This window comes from Plantibacter sp. Leaf1, from assembly GCF_001421315.1.
GTDB lineage: Bacteria > Actinomycetota > Actinomycetes > Actinomycetales > Microbacteriaceae > Plantibacter.
Map to the genome: position 1 here is coordinate 864,884 of NZ_LMJX01000002.1, position 21,437 is coordinate 886,320.

At 68.8% G+C, this 21,437-nt stretch carries 21 protein-coding genes; 9 read left to right on the plus strand and 12 right to left on the minus strand.

The window, feature by feature from the left end:
- Window positions 1-26 precede the first annotated feature (26 nt).
- Complete coding sequence (locus ASE44_RS06305; RefSeq protein ID WP_056778286.1) at window positions 27-530, minus strand: general stress protein; 504 nt, start codon at window positions 528-530, stop codon at window positions 27-29.
- 68 nt (window positions 531-598) lie between these two features.
- On the opposite strand from ASE44_RS06305, the gene ASE44_RS06310 reads away from it, so the two are divergent.
- The 3 genes from ASE44_RS06310 to ASE44_RS06320 are packed head-to-tail and all read left to right on the plus strand — an operon-like array spanning window position 599 to window position 3,585.
- Entirely contained in the window at window positions 599-1,912 is a 1,314-nt protein-coding gene (locus tag ASE44_RS06310; RefSeq protein WP_056007255.1) for a magnesium transporter MgtE N-terminal domain-containing protein, read from the plus strand.
- A complete protein-coding gene (locus ASE44_RS06315) occupies window positions 1,890-2,432 on the plus strand; it encodes a DUF1003 domain-containing protein (RefSeq protein WP_056007258.1) in 543 nt (180 codons plus the stop codon). The genes ASE44_RS06310 and ASE44_RS06315 overlap by 23 nt, the downstream gene beginning before the upstream one ends.
- Window positions 2,425-3,585 carry an Mrp/NBP35 family ATP-binding protein gene (locus ASE44_RS06320; RefSeq protein ID WP_235522558.1) on the plus strand — a complete coding sequence of 387 codons (1,161 nt, stop codon included), beginning with the start codon at window positions 2,425-2,427 and terminating at the stop codon, window positions 3,583-3,585. Before ASE44_RS06315 ends, ASE44_RS06320 begins: the two co-directional genes overlap by 8 nt.
- A gap of 40 nt (window positions 3,586-3,625) precedes the next feature.
- Here ASE44_RS06320 and ASE44_RS06325 read toward each other — a convergent pair whose 3' ends face one another.
- Window positions 3,626-4,054: a hypothetical protein gene (locus tag ASE44_RS06325; protein ID WP_056007264.1), complete on the minus strand. Its 429-nt coding sequence runs from the start codon at window positions 4,052-4,054 to the stop codon at window positions 3,626-3,628.
- A gap of 71 nt (window positions 4,055-4,125) precedes the next feature.
- Here ASE44_RS06325 and ASE44_RS06330 point away from each other — a divergent pair, with 71 nt between their 5' ends.
- A complete protein-coding gene (locus tag ASE44_RS06330; RefSeq protein WP_056007266.1) occupies window positions 4,126-4,758 on the plus strand; it encodes an O-methyltransferase in 633 nt (210 codons plus the stop codon).
- Between the two features lie 88 nt (window positions 4,759-4,846).
- On the opposite strand, the gene ASE44_RS18180 is transcribed toward ASE44_RS06330, so the two are convergent.
- From ASE44_RS18180 to dapE, 3 genes are all read right to left on the minus strand, one after another.
- On the minus strand, window positions 4,847-5,020 hold the full coding sequence (locus ASE44_RS18180; protein WP_079002123.1) for a DUF3117 domain-containing protein: 174 nt from the start codon (window positions 5,018-5,020) through the stop codon (window positions 4,847-4,849).
- Window positions 5,021-5,123: 103 nt separating this feature from the next.
- Window positions 5,124-6,347 (minus strand): hypothetical protein, encoded by a 1,224-nt coding sequence (locus ASE44_RS06335; RefSeq protein ID WP_235522559.1) that lies wholly within the window; start codon window positions 6,345-6,347, stop codon window positions 5,124-5,126.
- The gene (dapE, locus tag ASE44_RS06340; RefSeq protein ID WP_056007272.1) at window positions 6,337-7,434 is read right to left on the minus strand and encodes a succinyl-diaminopimelate desuccinylase; all 1,098 of its coding nucleotides are present in this window, start codon (window positions 7,432-7,434) and stop codon (window positions 6,337-6,339) included. Before dapE ends, ASE44_RS06335 begins: the two co-directional genes overlap by 11 nt.
- Window positions 7,435-7,504: 70 nt before the next feature.
- Here dapE and dapD point away from each other — a divergent pair, with 70 nt between their 5' ends.
- Window positions 7,505-8,482: a 2,3,4,5-tetrahydropyridine-2,6-dicarboxylate N-succinyltransferase gene (gene dapD, locus ASE44_RS06345; protein ID WP_056778293.1), complete on the plus strand. Its 978-nt coding sequence runs from the start codon at window positions 7,505-7,507 to the stop codon at window positions 8,480-8,482.
- Between the two features lie 118 nt (window positions 8,483-8,600).
- Here the strand turns inward: dapD and ASE44_RS06350 are convergent, their stop codons facing one another.
- From ASE44_RS06350 to ASE44_RS06365, 4 genes are all read right to left on the minus strand, one after another.
- Complete coding sequence (locus ASE44_RS06350) at window positions 8,601-9,860, minus strand: citrate synthase (RefSeq protein WP_056011358.1); 1,260 nt, start codon at window positions 9,858-9,860, stop codon at window positions 8,601-8,603.
- A 179-nt stretch (window positions 9,861-10,039) separates the two neighbouring features.
- Window positions 10,040-11,161, minus strand: coding sequence for a succinyldiaminopimelate transaminase (dapC, locus tag ASE44_RS06355; RefSeq protein ID WP_056778296.1), 1,122 nt, complete (start codon window positions 11,159-11,161; stop codon window positions 10,040-10,042).
- Window positions 11,162-11,165: 4 nt separating this feature from the next.
- Window positions 11,166-11,489, minus strand: a complete 324-nt coding sequence (fdxA, locus tag ASE44_RS06360) for a ferredoxin (RefSeq protein WP_056007281.1) — start codon at window positions 11,487-11,489, stop codon at window positions 11,166-11,168.
- Window positions 11,490-11,527: 38 nt separating this feature from the next.
- Window positions 11,528-12,061 (minus strand): hypothetical protein, encoded by a 534-nt coding sequence (locus tag ASE44_RS06365; protein WP_056778299.1) that lies wholly within the window; start codon window positions 12,059-12,061, stop codon window positions 11,528-11,530.
- A gap of 201 nt (window positions 12,062-12,262) precedes the next feature.
- Between ASE44_RS06365 and efeU the strand changes: the two genes are divergently transcribed.
- From efeU to efeB, 3 genes are all read left to right on the plus strand, one after another.
- The gene (gene efeU, locus ASE44_RS06370) at window positions 12,263-13,111 is read left to right on the plus strand and encodes an iron uptake transporter permease EfeU (protein ID WP_056007287.1); all 849 of its coding nucleotides are present in this window, start codon (window positions 12,263-12,265) and stop codon (window positions 13,109-13,111) included.
- 57 nt (window positions 13,112-13,168) lie between these two features.
- Complete coding sequence (gene efeO, locus ASE44_RS06375; protein ID WP_056778302.1) at window positions 13,169-14,380, plus strand: iron uptake system protein EfeO; 1,212 nt, start codon at window positions 13,169-13,171, stop codon at window positions 14,378-14,380.
- Window positions 14,381-14,490: 110 nt separating this feature from the next.
- Window positions 14,491-15,822: an iron uptake transporter deferrochelatase/peroxidase subunit gene (gene efeB / locus ASE44_RS06380; RefSeq protein ID WP_056778305.1), complete on the plus strand. Its 1,332-nt coding sequence runs from the start codon at window positions 14,491-14,493 to the stop codon at window positions 15,820-15,822.
- A 41-nt stretch (window positions 15,823-15,863) separates the two neighbouring features.
- Here the strand turns inward: efeB and ASE44_RS06385 are convergent, their stop codons facing one another.
- The 3 genes from ASE44_RS06385 to ASE44_RS06395 form a co-directional block, all read right to left on the minus strand.
- Entirely contained in the window at window positions 15,864-16,295 is a 432-nt protein-coding gene (locus tag ASE44_RS06385; protein ID WP_056778309.1) for a hypothetical protein, read from the minus strand.
- A gap of 70 nt (window positions 16,296-16,365) precedes the next feature.
- Window positions 16,366-18,273, minus strand: coding sequence for a translational GTPase TypA (gene typA, locus ASE44_RS06390; protein ID WP_056007297.1), 1,908 nt, complete (start codon window positions 18,271-18,273; stop codon window positions 16,366-16,368).
- 159 nt (window positions 18,274-18,432) lie between these two features.
- Entirely contained in the window at window positions 18,433-20,157 is a 1,725-nt protein-coding gene (locus ASE44_RS06395; RefSeq protein ID WP_162235739.1) for an ABC transporter family substrate-binding protein, read from the minus strand.
- A 296-nt stretch (window positions 20,158-20,453) separates the two neighbouring features.
- Between ASE44_RS06395 and ASE44_RS06400 the strand changes: the two genes are divergently transcribed.
- Complete coding sequence (locus ASE44_RS06400; protein WP_056007303.1) at window positions 20,454-21,437, plus strand: ABC transporter permease; 984 nt, start codon at window positions 20,454-20,456, stop codon at window positions 21,435-21,437.

A 21,437-nucleotide genomic window follows, 5' to 3' on the forward strand; every position in this document is an offset into this window, starting at 1 on the left:
CGCCGCTCGGCGTCCGACGCCGCGGGTCAGCCCGCGTCGGACGCCGGGCCGCGCTCCAGCAGGTTGCGCGCCCGGTTCGCGAGCTCGTCGCCCACGACGAGGTCGTACCGCGTGGCGATGACGAGCGTGGCCGAGGTGTACTCCTGACGCTTCCGCGTCACCGAGTAGGAGACGATGCCGAACAGCATGCCGAACGCGGCACCCATGAGCACCGCCGCGCCCAACAGCATGAGGTTCGTCTCCGGGTTGAAGATGACGAGGACGAGTCCGAGGAACAGACCGAGCCAGGCCCCGCTGACGGCACCGGCGCCCGCGGCACGCCCGTAACTGAGCCGCCCGGTCACGCGTTCGACGCTCTTCAGATCACTGCCGACGATCGAGATCTCCTTGACCGGGAAGTCGGTGTGGGCGAGGGAGGAGATCGCGGCCTGCGCGGACTCGTAGCTGTCGTAGCTGGCCACCGTCTCGCCTCGCGGGATGACGCCGAGCGCCGGGGCGCCCTTGCGGCCGAACTGTCGCGGATCACTCATGCCTCCATCCTCTCATCCCACCCCGAGGGGTCCGTCCTGGCAGGCCACCGGCGGGTAGGTTAGTAGGCGTGAGTGCAACCAGAGTGTTCGTCGCCAGGCTCGCCGGGTGCACCGTCTTCGACCCCGCGGGCGATCGTGTCGGCAAGGTCCGGGACGTGCTCGTCGTCTACCGCACCGGCAAATCCCCGCGCGTCGTCGGCCTGATCGTGGAGATCCCGGGCAAACGTCGCGTCTTCGTCTCCATCGGACGCGTCACGAGCATCGGTGCCGGGCAGATCATCACCACCGGCCTCATCAACGTCCGCAGGTTCGAACAGCGCGGCGGCGAGGTCCGCGTGATCGCCGAACTCTTCGGGCGGCGCGTCGTCTTCCGGGCGAACGGCGAGGAGGCGACGATCGAGGACGTCGCGATCGAGGAGCAGGGCCCTGGCGAGTGGCAGGTGTCGCAACTCTTCGTCCGACGCCCGAAGACCACCGCCTCGCCCTTCGTCAAGGGCCCGACGACCTTCGCCACCTGGAACGAACTGCGGGAGGAGCAGGAGCTCGGTGAGGCGCAGTCCGCCGAGCAGCTGATCGCGACGTACGCCGATCTGAAGCCGGCCGACCTCGCCAACACCCTCCTCGACCTCCCGCGCGATCGGATGATCGAGGTCGCCGAGGAGCTGTCCGACGACCGGCTCGCCGACGTGCTCGAGGAGATGCCCGAGACCGACCAGGTGCACATCCTCGCGCAGCTCGACGACGACCGCGCCGCCGACGTCCTCGACCAGATGCAACCCGACGACGCGGCCGACCTCATCGCCCAGCTCCCCGAGGATCGTGGTGAACACCTCCTCGAGCTCATGGAGCCGGAGGAGGCCGAGGACGTCCGCATGCTCCTCCGGTTCGATCCGGAGACCGCGGGTGGGCTCATGACGACCGAACCGATCATCCTCTCCGCCGACGCGACGGTCGCCGAGGCCCTCGCGTCGATCCGGCGCTCCGAGCTGGCCCCCGCACTGGCCGCCGGGGTCTGCATCACGCTTCCGCCGTACGAATCGCCCACGGGCCGGTTCCTCGGCATGGTGCACTTCCAGCGGATGCTCCGGTACCCGCCGCACGAGCGGCTCGGGACCCTGCTCGACCAGAGTCTCGATCCGGTGGGGGTCCGCACCTCGGCCGCCGAGGTCTCGCGTATCCTCGCGAGCTACAACCTCGTCCAGGTCCCCGTCGTGGACGAGCAGCATCGGCTGCTCGGGGTCGTGACGATCGACGACGTGCTCGACTACCTCCTCCCCGACGACTGGCGGAGCATCGACGAGAACGACGAACTCCCGGCTGCGGAACAGCGCATCGGATCGAACGGAAGGAGGGCAGGTCGTGGCACGAGCTCCCCGCAATGAAGTCCGACTCGACGCACCCAAGGGGCTGCGCAGCTCCGTCCGTTCCATCCGGCGCGCGCCCGCCTCGCGCGACCGCTTCGGACGGTTCACCGAGTGGATCGCCCGGGCGATGGGGACGCCCTGGTTCCTCGTCGGCCTGACCCTCTTCGTCATCCTCTGGATCGCCTGGAACACGTACGGCCCGATGTCCCTCCGGTTCGACTCCGTCGACATCGGCTTCGTCGCGCTGACCCTGGTGCTGTCGCTCCAGGCGTCCTACGCCGCGCCGCTCATCCTGCTGGCTCAGAACCGTCAGGACGACCGCGACCGCGTGCAGATCGAACAGGACCGTCAGCGGTCCGAGCGCAACCTCGCCGACACCGAGTACCTCGCCCGCGAGGTCGTCGCGCTCCGCCTGGCGCTCAAGGACATGGCGTCGAAGGACTTCATCCGCGCCGAGCTGCGTTCCCTGCTCGAGGAGTTGGACCGGGACCGCACCGATCAGCCCGAGCACGACGGGCCAGAGCGCCGGCGTGGCTGACGCGGAGCTCGCCGACCGGATCAGGACGGCGCTCGGCCGGGTCATCGACCCCGAGATCCGCAAGCCGATCACCGAACTCGACATGGTCGGCCCGATCGCCGTCGACGATCAGGGCGCGGCCGACATCACGATCAAGCTCACCATCGTCGGGTGCCCGGCGGCGACGAGCATCGAACGCGACGTCCGGGAGGCCGCCGCATCCACCCCCGGGGTGACGCAGGTCGCGGTGGACGTCCAGGTGATGTCCACCGCGGAACGGCAGGCCCTGACCGACCGTCTCCGCGGGGGCCGCGGCGTGCGAGGCGTCCAGTTCGGTCCGGACTCGCTGACGCGGGTGTACACGGTCACGAGCGGCAAGGGTGGTGTCGGCAAGTCCACGGTGACCGCCAACCTGGCCGTCGCCCTCGCCGCCCGAGGCCTGCGGGTGGGGCTCGTCGACGCCGACGTCCACGGCTTCTCCATCCCGGGTCTGCTGGGCCTCGTCGAGAACGGCGTCGCCGTGAAACCGACCCAGGTCGGTGACATGATCCTGCCGCCCGTCGCGCACGGCGTGAAGGTCGTGTCGATCGGCATGTTCATCGACGCGCCGACCGACGGGACCACCGCCGTCGCCGTCGCCTGGCGCGGCCCGATGCTCCACCGCACGATCCAGCAGTTCCTCACGGACGTGTTCTTCGGCGATCTCGACGTCCTGCTGCTCGACCTCCCCCCGGGCACGGGTGACGTCGCGATCTCGATCGGTCAGTTGCTCCCGCACGCCGAGGTGCTCGTCGTCACGACGCCGCAGCCGGCCGCCGCCGAGGTCGCGGAGCGCAGCGGGGTGGTGGCACGGCAGACCGGCCAACGCGTGTACGGCGTCATCGAGAACATGGCGGGCCTTCCACAGCCCGACGGCAGCGTCCTGCCGTTGTTCGGCACCGGAGGCGGCGAGGCACTCGCGACGAGGCTCTCCGTCGGTCAGACCGAACCGGTACCCCTGCTCGCCTCCGTCCCGCTGAGCGTCACGCTCCGGCAGGGCGGCGACACCGGACGACCGGTCGTGCTCTCGGACCCGGCGGATCCGGCGGCCGCCGAGATCCTCCGTCTGGCGGGGCAGCTCGCGGGCCGTCCACGTGGCCTGGCCGGGAAGCGCCTGGGCGTCAGCACCAGCTGAAGCGGCCGGCGCGGAACGCGTCGCGCAGGACGCTCCGGACTCAGGTGGCTTCGAGGTCGAACGGCGGTGCCGCCGTCTCCCCGGCGGCCAGGCGGCGGAGACGCTCGTCGGTCGACGCCTGGATCGACTTCGGTTTCTCGAGGGACGGGGCGGTCGCGGCCGCCGCGGCTGCCGGTGCAGCAGCCAGGGGGGCGGTCGTCGGCGTCACCGGCGGCTCGTCGTCGAGCAAGGCTTCGCGGATGATGCGCCGGGGATCGTACTGTCGGGGATCGAGCTTCTTCCAGTCGACCTCGTCGAACTCCGGGCCCATCTCCTCGCGCATCCGGTCCTTCGCGCCGGAGGCCAGGTCGCGGAGGGTCCGGACGAGCCTCGCCAGCTGGGACGCGTAGTACGGCAGACGCTCGGGACCGAGCAGGAACACGGCGATGACCCCGATGATGAGGAGTTTGTCGAACGTCAGACCGAACACGTGATCAGACTACCGCGCGAGCCTCAGCTCGCGGAGCCCTTGCAGGCCATACGCTGAGATCCGGAGGCAAGGTGTCAGAACACAATCTCAACTGGAAGTACGCGGGCGACGTGGTCGTCGAGAGTGCTGCGATGCACACCGCTCGTGCGCACGCGCACGAACTCGGCGTGGAGGCGATCTCCCCGGCGATCGGCGCACAGCTCGCAGTGGTCGCCGCGGCGACCCGCGCGGAGTCCATCGTCGAGGTGGGCACCGGGACGGGCGTCTCCGGACTCTGGCTCCTCCGCGGCGCCACGAACGCCGTGCTGACCTCCATCGACACGGAGATCGTCCACCAGCAGCAGGCTCGGGCGGCGTTCACGGAGGCCGGCATCACCACCAACCGCATCCGCCTCATCACCGGCAGCGCGCTCGACGTGCTGCCCCGCATGAACGAGAACTCCTACGACCTCGTCCTCGTCGACGGCGATCCGGGATCCGTGATCGAGTACGTCGAGCATGGCCTCCGCCTCGTCCGGCCCGGCGGAACCGTCCTCGTGCCGCACGCACTCTGGCGCGGCAAGGTCGCCGACCCGACGCAGCGCGACGAGACCACCGGCCTCTTCCGATCGCTCGTCCAGGAGATCTCCGCGTCCGACGCGGTCGTCAGCGCCCTCTCCCCCGCCGGAGACGGTCTGCTCCAGATCACCAAGCCCGGCGTCTGAGTCCCGAGTACGACGAACCGGCCGCCACCCTCGCCCTGGGGCGATGATGACGGCCGGTCCTCAGCTCATGCGGCGTCGGTGACGGGGCTCAGCCCGCGCTCACCACACCCGCGAGTGCATCGTGCAGTTCTTGAGCCTCTGCGTCGTTGACCGACACGACGAGACGCCCTCCCCCTTCAAGAGGCACTCGCACGATGATGAGCCGACCCTCCTTCACGGCCTCCATTGGCCCGTCTCCGGTGCGTGGCTTCATTGCGGCCATGCGAGTCCCCTCTCGTTATTCGACTGACCCCTATTATCGCGTATCACGGGGGCTCGTGATAATCCTGAACGCGGCGAGGCGCGGGATGACGACTGATCAACGGCTACGGAATGGTCCAATAGGCGTTCGCGAGGCCGTACATGACGAAGATCCAGCACCACTGGAGCGCCAGGGAGAGGACGACGACACCACCGCGGTACCACCGGTTTCGCGGGACGGCGACGGCGCCGAGGAGCGGGAAGACCGGGATGAGCAGTCGGAAGACGCTCGTCTGCGGGAAGAAGACCGCGAAGAGGTACAGCAGGTACGACGCCACCCACAGCCGGAGGTCGACGCCGAGGCGACGGACCGCCGGGACGAACAGGAGGAGCGCGGAGCCCACGAAGACGGCGAGGACGACCACGAGGCCGGGCCCGTCCCCGAACCAGAACTGCCCGCCCTGGATCCACGCCGAGAACGGCACGAGCGGTTGCTCACCGATGAAGGCGGCGCGCCAGGCCAGCTCGGTCTGGAGGTATGCCTCGGGACGGCCCGTCACGAGGCCGGCGATGACCATCCAGGCGAAGCCCGCTACCGCCGCCAACGCTCCCCCGACGAGGATGAGGAGGACGTCGCGCCGGGCGAGCGGGTCGCGGCGTCGCGTGACCACCCGCACGACCAGGTGGAGTCCGAGCAGGAGCGCGAACGCCAGGACCCCGGGTCGGGTGAAGGCCATGACCGGGATGACCGCGAGCAACCACCCGTATCGGCGGGTCACGAGGAGCAACAGCGCCAGCGTCAGCAGGAGGAGGAACATCGACTCCGCGTAGGCGAGCTGGAAGACGGCGCTGAGGGGTGCGATGCAGAACAGGACGACGGCGAACATCGATCGGCCGGCGTCCAGACGCGTCCGCATCAGCCGGTGGAACAGCAGCGCACTGCCGAACCCGCAGCCCAGGGACACGAGCACCGCCATGACCGGCCACGGCAGGAACGTGACGACCGACAGCCCCTTCACCACACCGGGATAGACGGGCATGAAGGCCCAGGCGTTCTCGGCGACCCGTCCGGCGCTGTCGAGCGGCAGCTGGCTCGGGTAGCCGTACGTCGCGATCCACCAGTACCACTGGCCGTCCCACCCCGCGGCGAGGGTGCCGAGCGAGGGGAACGCACCGAACCGGGAGTCCGGAGCCGACAGGAGGCTCGCAAGCGCGAACATCGCCGTCGTCACGAGCCGGGACAGCACGTAGACGATGCCGATGCGCCCCCACACGGGCAGGCGCACCCACCGCCGGAGCATCGAGGGCCGTTCGTCGACCGCTACCCGGACCTCCGCGTCAGCGGCCATCGGTGCCCTGCAGCCAGGCGCGGAGGCCCCGCTCGCACTCCTCGATCTGGGCGAGCGGGACGCGTTCGTCGTCCGCGTGCGCGAGCAACGGGTCGCCCGGGCCGTAGTTGACCGCGGGCACGCCCAACGCGGAGAAGCGGGCGACGTCGGTCCAGCCGTACTTCGGTGCCGGCGTCCCCCCGACCGCCGCCAAGAAGTCCTGGGCGATCGGCGCGTCGAGGCCCGGGCGGGCACCTTCCGCGACATCGGTCTGCACGACCTCGAAGCCGGAGAAGAGCTCCTCGAGGTGGGCGAGTGCCTCCGCTCCCGTCCGGCTGGGCGCGAACCGGTAGTTCACCTCGACGGTGACCAGATCCGGGATCACGTTCCCGGCGACGCCGCCGTGGATGGCGACCGCGTTGACGCCCTCGCGATAGACGAGCCCGTCGACCTCGACCTCACGGGGGGTGTACGCGGCGAGCGTCGCGAGGACCGGCGAGATCGCGTGGATGGCGTTGACGCCGACCCAGCTCCGCGCGGCGTGCGAGCGTTTGCCGAAGGCGCTGACCTCGACGCGAAGCGTTCCGTTGCACCCGCCCTCCACGCCGGCGTTGCTCGGCTCCCCGAGGATGGCGAAGTCCCCGACGAACAGCTCCGGGTGGTGCTTCGCGAGCCGGCCCAGACCATTGCGGTCCGACGCGACCTCCTCGTTGTCGTACCACATCCAGGTGATGTCGACGATGGGGTCGGTGAGCTCGGCCGCGAGTTTCAACTGCACGGCGACACCACCCTTCATGTCGACCGTTCCGCGCCCCCACAGCGTCGCCTCGCCCGCATGCTCCTCGAAGCGGGTCGGGACGTTGCCGTTGATCGGGACGGTGTCGAGGTGGCCGGCGATGATGACCCGCTGCGCGCGGCCGAGGGACGTCGACGCGACCACCGTGTCGCCGTCGCGCACGATCGTGAGGTGGTCGCACCCGCCGAGCGCCGCCTCCACCGCGTCGGCGATCCGCACCTCGTCCCCCGACACGGAGGCGATGTCACACAGCTGCCGGGTGAGTTCCACGGAGGAGACGGACAGGTCGAGTACGGGGACATCGGCTGGCATGGAACCAGTGTATTGGCCGCGACCCTGGGCGTCGGCCGTCTCTCCGGACGTTCGCCGCTACCCTGGAGCCATGACTGCCGCGACTGCCGAAACGCCCGTTCCGACCCACGCCTGGGGCTCCGGCCTCGCGACGATCGCCAGCGACGGAACCGTGCTCGACACCTGGTTCCCCGAGCCGACGCTCGGCCGGATCCCCGAGGGCCGCGACCGCTGGATCGCTCCGGCGGAGCTCGAGGCCCTCGCGACCGACGACGACCGGCGGGCCGTGCGGATCGACATCGTCACCGTCGAGATCGAGTTGCAGGCCGCCCCGGCGAACACGCCGGACGCCTACCTGCGCCTGCACCTGCTCAGCCACCTCCTCGTCCGTCCGAACACGATCTCGCTCGACGGCGTCTTCGCACACCTGCCCATCGTCGTGTGGACGAATGCAGGACCGGTGCACCCCTCCGACTTCGACCGACTCCGGCCGTCGCTCCTCCGCGCGGGCATCCACGCGACCGGCATCGACAAGTTCCCGCGGCTCCTCGACTACGTGACTCCGGACAAGGTGCGGATCGCCGACGCCTCCCGCGTGCGGCTCGGTGCCCACCTCGCTCCGGGGACGACCGTCATGCACGAGGGCTTCGTCAACTTCAACGCGGGCACCCTCGGGTCGTCCATGGTCGAGGGCCGCATCTCCCAGGGAGTCGTCGTCGGTGACGGCAGCGACATCGGCGGCGGCGCGTCCATCATGGGCACCCTGTCCGGCGGGGGCACGCAGCGGGTGGCGATCGGCCAGCGCGCGCTCCTCGGGGCGAACTCCGGCATCGGCATCTCGATCGGCGACGACTCGGTCGTCGAGGCCGGCCTCTACGTGACAGCCGGCACCAAGGTCGTCCTCGCCGGAGCCGCCGCGACCGCCGACGGGGCTCCGCGGACCGTCAAGGCCGTCGAGCTCTCCGGGGTGCCCAACCTCCTGTTCCGGCGCAACTCGCTCACGGGCGCGGTGGAGGTCCTCCCCCGCTCCGGCTCCGGTGTCGAACTGAACGCGGCCCTGCACGCCTGAGCCCTTCGACAGGCTCAGGGACCGGACGGCGGGCCCGGGTCTCCGATCACGGTCACAGACACGGAACGGCCCCGCATCCTCGGATGCGGGGCCGTTCTCGTGATCGGCCGAGGCGCGACTACCGCGTCGGGAAGGACCGCTCGGGCGAACCCGTGTACAGCTGCTGCGGGCGACCGATCTTGGTCTGCGGGTCGAGGTTCATCTCACGCCAGTGCGCGATCCATCCGGGAAGTCGCCCGATGGCGAAGAGCACCGTGAACATCCGCGTCGGGAAGCCCATGGCCTTGTAGATGACGCCCGTGTAGAAGTCGACGTTCGGGTAGAGCTTCCGCTCCTTGAAGTAGTCGTCCTCGAGGGCGATCTGCTCGAGTTCCTGCGCCAGGTCGAGCAGCGGGTCGTTGATCCCGAGCGCACGGAGGACCTCGCCGGCGCTCTCCTTGACGAGCTTGGCCCGCGGGTCGTAGTTCTTGTAGACGCGGTGCCCGAAGCCCATGAGCTTCACGCCGTCTTCCTTGTTCTTGACCCGGTCGACGAAGCGCTGGACGCCCTCGCCGGACTCCTGGATGCGCCCGAGCATCTGCAGCACCGCCTCGTTGGCACCGCCGTGCAGCGGCCCGGAGAGGGCGTTGATGCCGGCCGACACGGAGGCGTACAGGTTGGCGCCCGTCGACCCGACCAGACGGACCGTGGAGGTCGACGCGTTCTGCTCGTGGTCCTCGTGGAGGATCAGGAGCAGGTCGAGGGCCTTCGACAGGACCGGGTCGATCTCGTAGGGTTCGGCCAGGTTGCCGAAGTTCAGCTTGAGGAAGTTGTCGACGAAGCTCAGGGAGTTGTCCGGGTACAGGAACGCCTGGCCCACGGACTTCTTGTGCGCGTACGCCGCGATGACCGGGAGCTTCGCGAGCATACGGACCGTGGTGAGCTCGACGTGGTCGGGGTCGTGCGGGTTCGCGTCCGACTCGTAGTACGTGGACATCGCCTGCAGGGCACTGGACAGCACCGCCATGGGGTGCGCCGTGTGCGGGAGCGCCGAGAAGAACCGCTTGAGGTCCTCGTGCAGCAGCGTGTGACGACGGATCTTCTCATCGAACCCGCCGAGCTCGTCGGCGGTCGGGAGCTCACCGTGGATCAGGAGCCAGGCGACCTCGAGGAACGTCGACTGCTTGGCGAGCTGCTCGATCGGGTACCCGCGGTAGCGGAGGATGCCCTGGTCGCCGTCGATGTACGTGATCGCCGACTTGGTGGCAGCCGTGTTGACGAACCCGTAGTCGAGCGTCGTCAGGCCGGTCTGCCGGGTGAGCGAGGAGACGTCGATACTCGACGCGCCTTGGGCTGACCGGTGGATCGGGAATTCGGCTGTTCCGCCGGGGTAGTTCAGGGTGACCTGCTGCGTCTCGGTGGAAGCCTGTTTCTCGACGTCGCCCACGGCGCCTCCTCGTATCTTCGTGCGATAGGGACTGGACATCGCCCTCCGATACGACGGCGTGTCACATACAGCCTAATCGGGTTCCGGGCCCACTGCTGTTTCCCACAGTGATCCGGCGACTTCCTTGGAGTTCACCCTGAAATCGGGCGCACGCCTCGGAGTCGCTCGGCGGCCGCGGCGATCCGCTCGTCGCTCGCCGTCAACGACAACCGCACGTGATCGGGGTGGGCGTCACCGTAGAACACGCCAGGGCCCCCGAGGATGCCGATGGACGCCAGGCGGTCGATGCTGGACCACGCGCCGCGACCCTCGGTGATCCACAGGTAGAGGCCGGCCTCGCTGTGGTCGACGCGGAAGCCCGCCTCGCGGACCGCCGGGAGCAGCACCTCGCGCCGGGCGCGATACCGCGCCTTCTGCTCGGCCACGTGCTCGTCGTCACCCAGGGCGGCGACCATGGCCGCCTGGAGCGGGGCCGGCAGCATGAGTCCCGCGTGCTTCCGCACGGTGACCAGGCGCTGCACGAGCCGTTCGTCTCCGGCGAGGAAGGCGGCACGGTACCCGGCCAGGTTCGACTGCTTGCTCAGCGAGTAGATCGCGAGGACGCCACTGTGGTCCCCATCGGTCACGCGCGGGTCGAGCACCGACGGGGTCGGGGTGTCGGACCACTCCCCCTCCCAGCCGAGTTCCGCGTAGCATTCGTCGCCCACGAGGACGGCACCGAGTTCGCGCGCCCGAACCAACGCGGCGCGCAGTTCCTCGATCGAGAGCACCCGTCCGTCCGGGTTGCCCGGCGAGTTGAGCCAGACGAGGCGGGTGCTCTCGGGCCACTCGGCCGGATCGTCGGCCGCGACCGCGTCGGCACCGGCGATCGCCGCGCCGACGGCGTACGTCGGATAGGCGGCCACCGGGTGCACGACCGTGTCGCCCTCGCCGAGCCAGAGCAGGAAGGCGAGCAGCGCCACGAGTTCCTTGGAGCCGATCGTCGGCAGGACGGCGTCGGGTGACAGTCCGCCGACACCGCGGCGGCGGGCGAACCAGGCGATGATCGCCTGACGGAGCTCGGGCGTACCGATCGTCGTCGGGTACGCGTGAGCGTCGGTGGCGTCACGCAGGGCGTCGCGGATGAGGTCCGGCGTCGCATCGACCGGCGACCCGATCGACAGGTCGACGATGCCGTCCGGATGCCGACGCGCCCGCTCCGCATACGGGGCCATGAGGTCCCAGGGGTAGTCGGGCAGCGGCTGCAGTGCCATGCGGCTACTCGTGGGCTTGCGGCGGCAGCGCGGCGATGAGGGGGTGGTCCGACGGGATGACCCCGACCTTGGCGGCACCACCGGGCGACCCGACCTCGTCGAAGAACTCGACGTTGGCCTTGTAGTAGTCCGCCCATTCCTCGGGCAGGTCGTCCTCGTAGTAGATGGCCTCCACCGGGCAGACCGGCTCGCACGCACCGCAGTCGACGCACTCGTCGGGGTGGATGTAGAGCGAGCGTTCACCCTCGTAGATGCAGTCGACGGGGCATTCGTCGATGCAGGCGCGGTCCTTCACATCGACGCACGGCAGGGCGATCACGTAGGTCACGGGCGGGTGGCTCCCTTCACGAGCACTGAGTGTCCAGTCTACGCCTGCGGCGAGGTGGCGAACGGCTCCGACGGCGGCCCGGCGGGACGTGCCACCGGGGTCTCGCGCTTACGCTCGGGCAGCTTCGGCCAGGCCACGACCAGGACGGCGACGAGGCCGGGGGCGATGGTCCACACGAGGCCGGAGACACTCTGCGGGATGAGGACCGACCCGCCGGTGCTCTCGAGCAGCAGCACGCCGATCATGAGGATGACGCCGAAGGCGGCCGCAGCGGCCGCGAGCCGGTCGCCGAGGACGATCCGCAGACCGAGCAGCAGCATGCCGACGCCGAGAATCCCGAGGATCAGCCCGACGGGGAGGGCGATGCCGAGCACCGACGGCGCCCAGGCGTGCGCGACCGTGCCGATGGCCCCGTAGGCGAGCCCCACGAGGAAGGCGAGGACGACCCCGATGACGCGGGACGCGGTGGTCTGCTCGCGCGGAGCGTCGTCCGGTTCCGTCGGCGCCGGGAGCCAGCGGTCGGCAGCGGCGGGAGCGCTTGCAAAGCGGGGGTCGGAAGCCGGATCGGTCATCCGCCGATTGTATCTGGACAGTCTCGGCGTCTGCCGCTATGGTCGAGGGCGGATAAGGTTAGCCTTACCCAACCGCGTTCCGAAGTCGCAGCGCCCCGCCCGGACCACGGTCCTCGCCCGGCGCGCCCTCGGAAGCCTCCCACCCAGCAACGACGGCCTCCCCCGGGCGACCGCCTGCTCGACGCCCGAAAGTCCGGTCACGTGCTCGCGAACTACCTCATCGGCCTCCGCGAAGGCCTCGAAGCCGGCCTCATCGTCGGCATCCTCGTCGCCTACCTGAACAAGCTCGGCCGACGCGACGTCCTCCTCCGGCTCTGGCTCGGCGTCGCCGTCGCGATCGTCGTCTCGCTCGGCGTCGGCGCGATCCTCACCTGGGGGCCGTACGGGTTGAGCTTCCAGGCGCAGGAGATCCTCGGCGGCGGCCTCTCCATCCTGGCCGTGGGTCTCGTCACCTGGATGATCTTCTGGATGGGCCGCAACGCCCGAGAGCTGAAGCACGACCTCGAGTCCCGACTCGACGCGGCCGTCGCCGGTTCCGCCGTCGGCATCGTGGTCCTCGGCTTCATCAGCGTGGGACGCGAGGGGATCGAGACCGCGCTCTTCATCTGGGCCAGCGTCAACTCCGGCGAGAACGCCGTCGTCGGATCCATCGGGGCCCTCCTCGGCATCCTCACGGCCGTCGTCATCGCCTACCTCATCTACCGCGGCTTCGTCCGGATCAACCTCGGCACCTTCTTCACCTGGACCGGGCTCTTCCTCGTGGTCGTCGCCGCAGGCGTCCTGGCCTACGGGGTGGGCGACCTCCAGGAGGCCGGTGTCATCCCCGGCTGGGGCCAGGCCGCCTTCAACCTCAGCGCCGTCGTCCCGCCCACCAGTTGGTACGGCACCGTCCTCGGCGGCCTCTTCAACTTCACCCCCGCTCCGACCTGGGCACAGTTCATCGCGTGGCTGCTGTACCTGGTCGTCACACTCGTCTGCTTCGTCCGGGTCTCAGGGCTTGGGCGTCGCCGCCCGACCACGGTCACCAACCGCGTCGCGACGAGCGGCTGACGCGGCCGGGCCCACGTTCACACAGCACAGCACCAGCACCTTCCGACAGGAGTCTCCATGCAGCACCGCATCATGACCGGCCTCGCAGGCGCGGGCGTCCTCGCCCTCGCGCTCACGGGCTGCGTCCCGAACAACACGGGCACCGACGCGCTCACCGTCGACATCACGGACGACTCGTGCTCCGTGTCCGTCGCCAAGGCGACGGCGGGCGCCGTGACGTTCTCCATCACGAACAACGGCACCGACGTCAACGAGTTCGAGATCCTCGCCTCCGACAAGCTCCGCATCGTCGGCGAGAAGGAGAACGTCACCCCCGGGCAGACCGTCTCGTACGTGGCGCAGCTGAACCCGGGCACGTACTACACGGCCTGCAAGTTCCAGCTCGTCGGCGCTCCCGTCGGCCTCGCCGAGTTCACCGTCAGCGGTGAGAACGCCGCCGTGTCGAAGGACGAGCAGGAGCTCACCGACCAGGCTGTCACGAACTACGTCGCGTACATCAAGTCGCAGGTCGCCGAGCTCGTGCCGCAGGTCAAGGCGTTCACCGACGCCTACGCGGCCGGCGACGACGAGACCGCCCGCGCACTCTTCGCCTCGACCCGCGTCTCCTACGAGCGCATCGAGCCGACCGCCGAGGCCTTCGGCGACCTCGATCCGAAGATCGACTACCGCGAGGTCGACGCCGTCGCGGAGGGTCTCGACTGGACCGGCTTCCACCGGATCGAGAAGGACCTCTGGCCGCCGGCAGCAGACGCCCTCAACTCCGACGGGACGAGCGCCCTCATGGACTGGACGGCGTCCACGCCTGAGCAGCGTCAGCAGTTCGCCACCGGACTCGTCGACGACGTCCAGCAGCTCTTCGACCTCGTCTCCGAGAAGGACTTCACCGTGAGCCTCGGCGACATCTCGAACGGCGCCATCGGCCTCCTCGACGAGGTCGCCGTCGGCAAGATCTCCGGTGAGGAGGACTGGTGGTCGCACACCGACCTCTACGACTTCGCCGCGAACGTCCAGGGCGCCGAGGTGGCCTTCGGCAACGTGAAGGACATCGCTGCCAGCAAGGGCGACGCGGGCACGAAACTCGTGGGCAAGATCGAAACGGAGTTCACGGCGCTGCAGGACCTGCTCGCCAAGTACGGCAGCCTCGACAGCGGCTTCGTCAGCTACGACACCGTCACCGAGGACCAGCGCAAGGAACTCTCCGACCAGGTCAACGCCCTCGCCGAGCCGCTCTCGCAGCTCACCCACACCGTGCTCGGCGTCGCCGAGTAGACCCCACCGGGTCCGCCGCCGTCGCGGCACACCGGGCCGGAACGACTCAGAGCATTCTGGGGGTTCCGGCCCCGCGGTCTTCCAGCCATCCCTGAATAGCATGAGGTCCGATGACCGAGCAGACTCCCCCCACCAGTCCTGACCCCCAGGCGCCGTCCACCCCGACGGACGACACCCCACCGCGGGGTCTCTCGCGTCGGGCGCTCTTCGGTTTGGCCGGAGCCGGGGCCGCCGGACTCGCGGCAGGCGCTGGCGCGACGGCAGCGATCACCGCGGCCGCGACGGCCTCGGCGAGCAGCGCGGGCGTCACCACCGTGTACCCGTTCGCCGGAGCGCACCAGAGCGGGATCACGACGCCGGCTCAGGACCGGCTGCACTTCGCCGCCTACGACGTGTCGGCGGGCACCACCAGGGAGGAACTCATCGAGCTGCTCCAGGATTGGAGTGTCGCCGCGGCACGGATGACGCAGGGGCAGGAGGTCGCGGCGGGTGGCGCCGTCGACGGTTCCCCGCTCGCTCCCCCGGTCGACACCGGAGAGGCGCTCGGGCTCCCCGCGAGTGGACTCACGATCACCTTCGGGTTCGGTCCCACCCTCTTCGCCGCGGAGGACGGCACCGACCGCTTCGGCATCGCCGACCGTCGGCCGCCCGAGCTGCAGAAACTGCCCCGGTTCACGGGCGACAACCTGCAGGCCGGCCTCACCGGCGGCGACCTCTGCATCCAGGCGTGCGCCGACGACCCACAGGTCGCCGTCCACGCGATCCGCAACCTCAGCCGCATCGCGTTCGGACGCGCCTCCATCCGCTGGTCGCAACTCGGCTTCGGTCGGACGTCCTCCACCTCCACGAGCCAGGTCACCCCGCGCAACCTGTTCGGCTTCAAGGACGGCACCGCCAACGTGAAGTCCGAGGAGACGAAGACGGTCGAAGCGCAGGTGTGGGTGCAGGACGGCGACACGGCCAGTTGGCTGAGCGGCGGCTCCTACCTCGTCGTCCGCAAGATCCGCATGATCATCGAGACCTGGGACCGCGCGCAGCTCCAGGAGCAGGAGCGCGTCATCGGCCGGAGCAAGGGCGAGGGCGCTCCGCTGTCGGGCGGCAAGGAGTTCACGGAACCCGACTTCGCCGCGGTCGGCGCGACGGACCAGCCGCTCATCGACAAGCACTCCCACGTGCGCCTGGCGCACCCAACCCAGCTCAAGGGCACGAAGCTCCTCCGGCGCGGGTACAACTTCGTCGACGGCAACGACGACCTCGGGCGGCTGAACGCCGGCCTGTTCTTCATGTCGTACCAGCGCTCACCGCAGCAGTTCATCGACGTGCAGCGCGCCCTCGCGACGGACGCTCTGAACGAGTACATCAAGCACGTCGGTTCCGCGATCTTCGCCGTGCCCCCGGGCGCGAGCACCGACGGCTGGGTGGGCGAGACGCTCTTCGCGTAGCGTCCGTCGGGCAAACCCCGGACACTGAGCCGGTCGACGTGCTACTTGACGGTCACGGTGTAGAGGATGCTGTCGGCCGAGGCCACGAGCTTCACGTCGTAGGCCGTCGTCGACAGGGTCACGATCGAACCGTCGCCGTTCGCGATCTCCCCGTCGATCGTGAAGCCGGCCGCGACGAGGGCATCCTTCGCGGCCGTCGCGGCGTCCGTCGCCTGCACGGTGACGACGAAGGTGTCCTTGCCGTCGACCGCGCCGCGACCGCCGTTGACCGTGCCCTCCACGACCGGGACGGCGTCCGTCGGATAGCCGTCCGGCAGGCCCTCATCGAGGTTGACGTCGAAGTCCCCGCCGGTCGCGTCTCGGATGCCCTGCTCGACCGAGTCCTTCACGGTCGATTCGATGACGCTGCACCCGGCGAGCGTGGGAGCGAGGACGAGGGCGGCCAGCAGGGCGAGGGAGGCGGGTCGGCGCATGCCATCAGCTTAACGAGCCGACGCCCGGTCTTCCTGGGAGGACCGGGCGTCGGCGATGCGACCGTGCTGCCTACTCGGACTGCTTCTTGAGGCGCGAGTAGCTGCGCTGGCGGGCCTGAGCGTCGAGCTCGACCTTGCGGATGCGCACGTGCTCGGGCGTGACCTCGACGCACTCGTCCTCGCGGGCGAACTCGAGGCTCTCCTCGAGCGTGAGGACGCGCGGCGGCGTCATCGACTCGAAGTTGTCCGCGGAGGACTGACGCATGTTGGTCAGCTTCTTCTCCTTGGTGATGTTCACGTCCATGTCGTCGTTGCGCGAGTTCTCGCCGATGACCATGCCCTCGTAGACCTCTTCGGTCGGCTGGACGAAGAACGACATGCGCTCCTGCAGGGCGATGATCGCGAACGGCGTGACCACACCGGAGCGGTCGGCGACGATCGAGCCGTTGTTGCGCGTCGTGATCGCACCGGCCCACTCGCCGTAGCCGTGTGCCAAGGCGTTGGCGATACCCGTGCCGCGCGTGGCGGTGAGGAACTCGGAGCGGAAGCCGATGAGGCCGCGCGACGGGACGATGAACTCCATGCGGACCCAGCCGGTGCCGTGGTTCGCCATGTTCTCCATGCGGCCCTTGCGAGCCGCGAGGAGCTGGGTGATCGCGCCGAGGTGCTCCTCGGGTGCGTCGATGGTCAGGTGCTCGTACGGCTCGTGGACCTTGCCGTCGATGCGCTTGGTGACCACCTGCGGCTTGCCGACGGTGAGCTCGTAGCCTTCGCGACGCATCTGCTCGACGAGGATGGCGAGCGCGAGCTCTCCACGGCCCTGGACCTCCCAGGCGTCGGGGCGACCGATGTCGAGGACCTTGAGCGAGACGTTACCGATGAGCTCGCGGTCGAGGCGGTCCTTGACCATGCGTGCGGTGAGCTTGTGGCCCTTGACCTTGCCCATGAGCGGCGAGGTGTTGGTCCCGATGGTCATCGAGATGGCCGGGTCGTCGACCGTGATGGCCGGGAGGGCGCGGACGTCCTCGGGGTCGGCCAGCGTGTCGCCGATCATGATGTCGGCGAAACCGGCGACGGCGACGATGTCGCCGGGGCCGGCGCTCTCGGCCGGGTAGCGGTCGAGGGCCTTCGTGATCATGAGCTCGGTCACGCGCACGTTGTGGACGTCGCCGTCGTGGCGGACCCAGGCGACCGTCTGGCCCTTCTTCAGCGTGCCGTTGAAGATGCGCAGGAGCGCGAGGCGACCGAGGAACGGCGAGGCGTCGAGGTTGGTGACGTGCGCCTGCAGCGGGTGCTCGTCGTCGTACTGCGGAGCCGGGATGTGCTCGAGGATCGCTGCGAACAGCGGCTCGAGGTCCTCACTGTCGGGCAGTTCGCCGTTGGCGGGCTTGTTGGACGACGCGCGGCCGGCCTTGCCCGAGGCGTAGACGACCGGGACGTCGAGGACGGCGTCGAGGTCGAGGTCGGGGACGTCGTCGACCATGTCGCTCGCGAGACCGATGAGGAGGTCCTGGCTCTCGACGACGACCTCGTCGATGCGGGCATCGGGACGGTCGGTCTTGTTGACGAGCAGGATGACGGGCAGCTTGGCCTCGAGCGCCTTGCGGAGCACGAAGCGGGTCTGCGGGAGGGGGCCCTCCGAGGCGTCGACCAGCAGCACGACGCCGTCGACCATGGAGAGGCCGCGCTCGACCTCACCACCGAAGTCGGCGTGGCCCGGGGTGTCGATGACGTTGATCGTGATCGGGCCGTCGGTGGCGTGTTCGCCCTTGTACGAGATCGCCGTGTTCTTGGCGAGGATGGTGATGCCCTTTTCGCGCTCGAGCTCATTCGAGTCCATGGCGCGTTCTTCGAGGTGGGCGTGTTCGGCGAAAGAGTTGGTCTGTCGCAGCATGGCGTCGACGAGGGTCGTCTTGCCGTGGTCAACGTGGGCCACGATCGCGACATTGCGCAGATCGGAACGAGTGGCGAGCGCCATAAAAGGGTGGCTTCCTTCAAGTGGATGGGATTCGGGCACGATGGTGCCGACGGACCATCATACCGCAGGCGACCTCTCCAGCGCCTGAACGCCGACGGGCACCGGCGGAGGACCGCCGATGCCCGTCGTTCCGAGGCTCAGGTGAGCCCCTTGTGTCGCCTACTTCTTCCAGCCCACGTTCTTCCAGTCGATGGTCTCGAACTGGGTCGGGCCGTAGTTCACGAGCCCGGTCTTGACGCCGTACGTGTACGGCACGGGGAACAGCGGGATCGTCGTCGCGAGGGCGACGATCTTCTTGTCGATCTCCTTCGCGATCTCGAGACGCTTCTGCGGGTCGAGCTCGGCGTTCGCACTCGCCCACAGCTCGCCGAGCGAGTCGTCGGTGACGCCGGGGAAGTTCTGCCCGGAGTCGGCCGGGTAGAAGATCGACTCCGTGCTGGAGATCGGGAACGCGGTGCCCTGCCAGGCGAAGCTCACGGCGTCGAAGTCGCGGGTCTCGGTGGTGACGTACTTCGTGAAGAAGTCGTCGGCCGGGACCGTGTCGATCTGCAGGTCGAAACCGGCTTCCTTCACCTGGGCCTGCACCTGCTGCGAGGTCTCGGCCGAGACCGGGTTCTCGGAGTCGATGACGTAGCGGATGGTCAGCTTCTTGCCGTCCTTCTCACGGATGCCGTTGCTGCCCTCGGTCCAACCGGCGTCCTCGAGCTGCTTCTTGGCGGCGTCGATGTCGTAGCCGAGCACCTTCGAGGCGTCGTCCTCGTAGCCGTCCTGACCGGGGAGGAAGATGAGGTTGTTCAGCAGGTCGGTCGGGGCGTCGATCGCCGCCAGGCGGGACTCGGCGATGGTCTTGCGGTTGATCGACTTCGCGAACGCCTGACGGACGTCGGGGTCGCTCAGGACCTCGGACGTGCCGTTCAGCGTGATGTGGTTGTAGTTCGTGCCGCGCGACCGCTGGATCTGTGCGTCGCTGCGCTTCTGAGCCGTCTGGTAGTTGTCGGCGTTGGAACCGATGCTGAAGACGTCGATCTCGCTGTTCGAGAACGCCTGGGCGAGACCCGAGCGGGAGACCTGCTTGAAGATGATGTTGTCGAGCTTCGGCTTGTCGCCCCACCACTTCGGGTTGGGCTCGAAGGTCACGACCGCACCGGTCTGGTCGATCTTGCTGACGATGTACGGACCGCCGGAGACGTAGGTGCTGCCGTCGGCGGCGTAGGGGCCGGTCGCCCAGAGGGTGTTGAAGGACTCGGGCGTCGCGCCGAGCCACTTCGGCCAGATGTTGCCGAGGATGGAGGGCCAGTCGGCGTTCTTGTTCTTGAACGTGATGAGCACGTCCTGCGGGCTGTCGCCGGCCGTGACGGACTCGATGTCCTTCCAGACGTTGGTGGCGGTGGGCGCGTACGCGGGGTCGACGCCGTTCAGCGACTTCCACGTCGCGGCGAAGTCGTCGACGCTCATCGCGGTACCGTCCGACCAGACGGCGTCTGGGTTGATCTTGACCTCGACGACCTGCGGGTCCTCGGTCTTCAACTCGACGGAGGTCGCGAAGTCTGGGTTCGCCTCCCAGGTGCCGTCTTCCTTGATGTTGATGAACGACGGCGTGTAGAGGTTGCTGAGGAACTGGTCGTCGACGGTGCCGCTGTCGAGGTTGTACAGGTTCCAGTTCGCGGGGATCGCGTCAACCGCGAGGTTGAGCGTGCCGCCCTGCGCGATCTGGTCGGCGTCCGCTCGCTCCCAACCGGTACCGGACAGCTCGATCGGCTTCGCGGTGGAGCCGCCTCCGCCTGAACCGCCGCCGGTGCAAGCCGTCAATGCGAGGGCGACGATCGAGACGCCGGCGAGGATCATCCCGCCGCGGCGCCGCGATCCCTGTGTTCTGGAACTCATCGAGATCCACCTTTCGTGACGTGTTACTGCACGAGCCCGCACCGATGCGGAGCGGAAGGCGCGCAGGCCAATGTGGACCATCTTGCACCCGCTCCGACGATCCCCCACAAGTGGGCACGAATTGTTACCGTTTCGATTTCTCGACGGCACGAGCCGGAAACATACGTTTCGTTTCCTGAGAACACGCGTCGTTTTCTGATTCCCCGCGGTTGGGGGTTACAGTGTCTCCACCCCACGAGGGGAGCACAGCTGACGGGACGACGCGGTCCCCGTCCACGACTTCGCAAGGCTGGTACATGATCGGGTTCATTGCACGGCGGTTGGTCAACTACCTGTTCCTCTCCGCGATCGCCACCATGCTCGGCTACGTCCTCGTGAGCATGACCCTCCAGCCCTCGGCCCGGTTCCTCGGCAAGAACCCACCCATCCCCCAAGCCTCGATCGACGCCGCGCTGGACAAGATGGGCGTCAACCCGAAGGTGCCGTTGCTCGAGCGCCTCTGGGACTGGGTGACGCACCTCGTGACCACCGGCTCCCTCGGGGTGAGCACCCGCGGGACGCAAGTGACGGCGGACATCTTCGAGCGGTCGGGCACGAGCCTCCGGTTGCTCGTCATCGGCACGATCCTCGGCGCGGTCATCGGCGTCGCCCTCGGCGTCTGGGGCGCCGTCCGCCAGTACCGGGCCAGCGACCAGATCATCACCTACGCCTCGTTCACGATCCTGGCGATGCCGGTGTTCGTCATCGGCGTCGTGCTCATGATCCTGGCGACGACGCTCAACCAGACGGTCGGCACGAACATCATCAACTTCACCGGCGAGTACACCGCCGGCCTCCAAGGCGGCTTCTGGACCCAGCTCGGCGACCGGGCCATGCACCTGCTCCTCCCCACCATCACCCTGACCGTCGGCGCCGTCGCCTCCTACTCCCGGTACCAGCGGAGCGCGATGCTCGACGTGATGAGCGCCGACTACATCCGCACCGCCCGGTCGAAGGGTCGCACCCGCGGCTCGGCGATCATCCGACACGGCGTCCGCGTCGCCCTCATCCCGATGTCCACCTTCTTCGCCTACTCGTTCGGGCTCATCCTCACGGGTGCCAGCGTGACCGAGAACGTGTTCAGCTGGCACGGCATGGGCGAGTACCTCCTCACCAGCGTCTCGAACTCGGACATCAACGCCGCGGCCGGGACCATCCTCTTCACCTCCATCCTCGTCCTCATCGCCGGAACGCTCTCCGACGTGATCTATGCGGCGCTCGACCCGAGAGTGCGGGTGTAA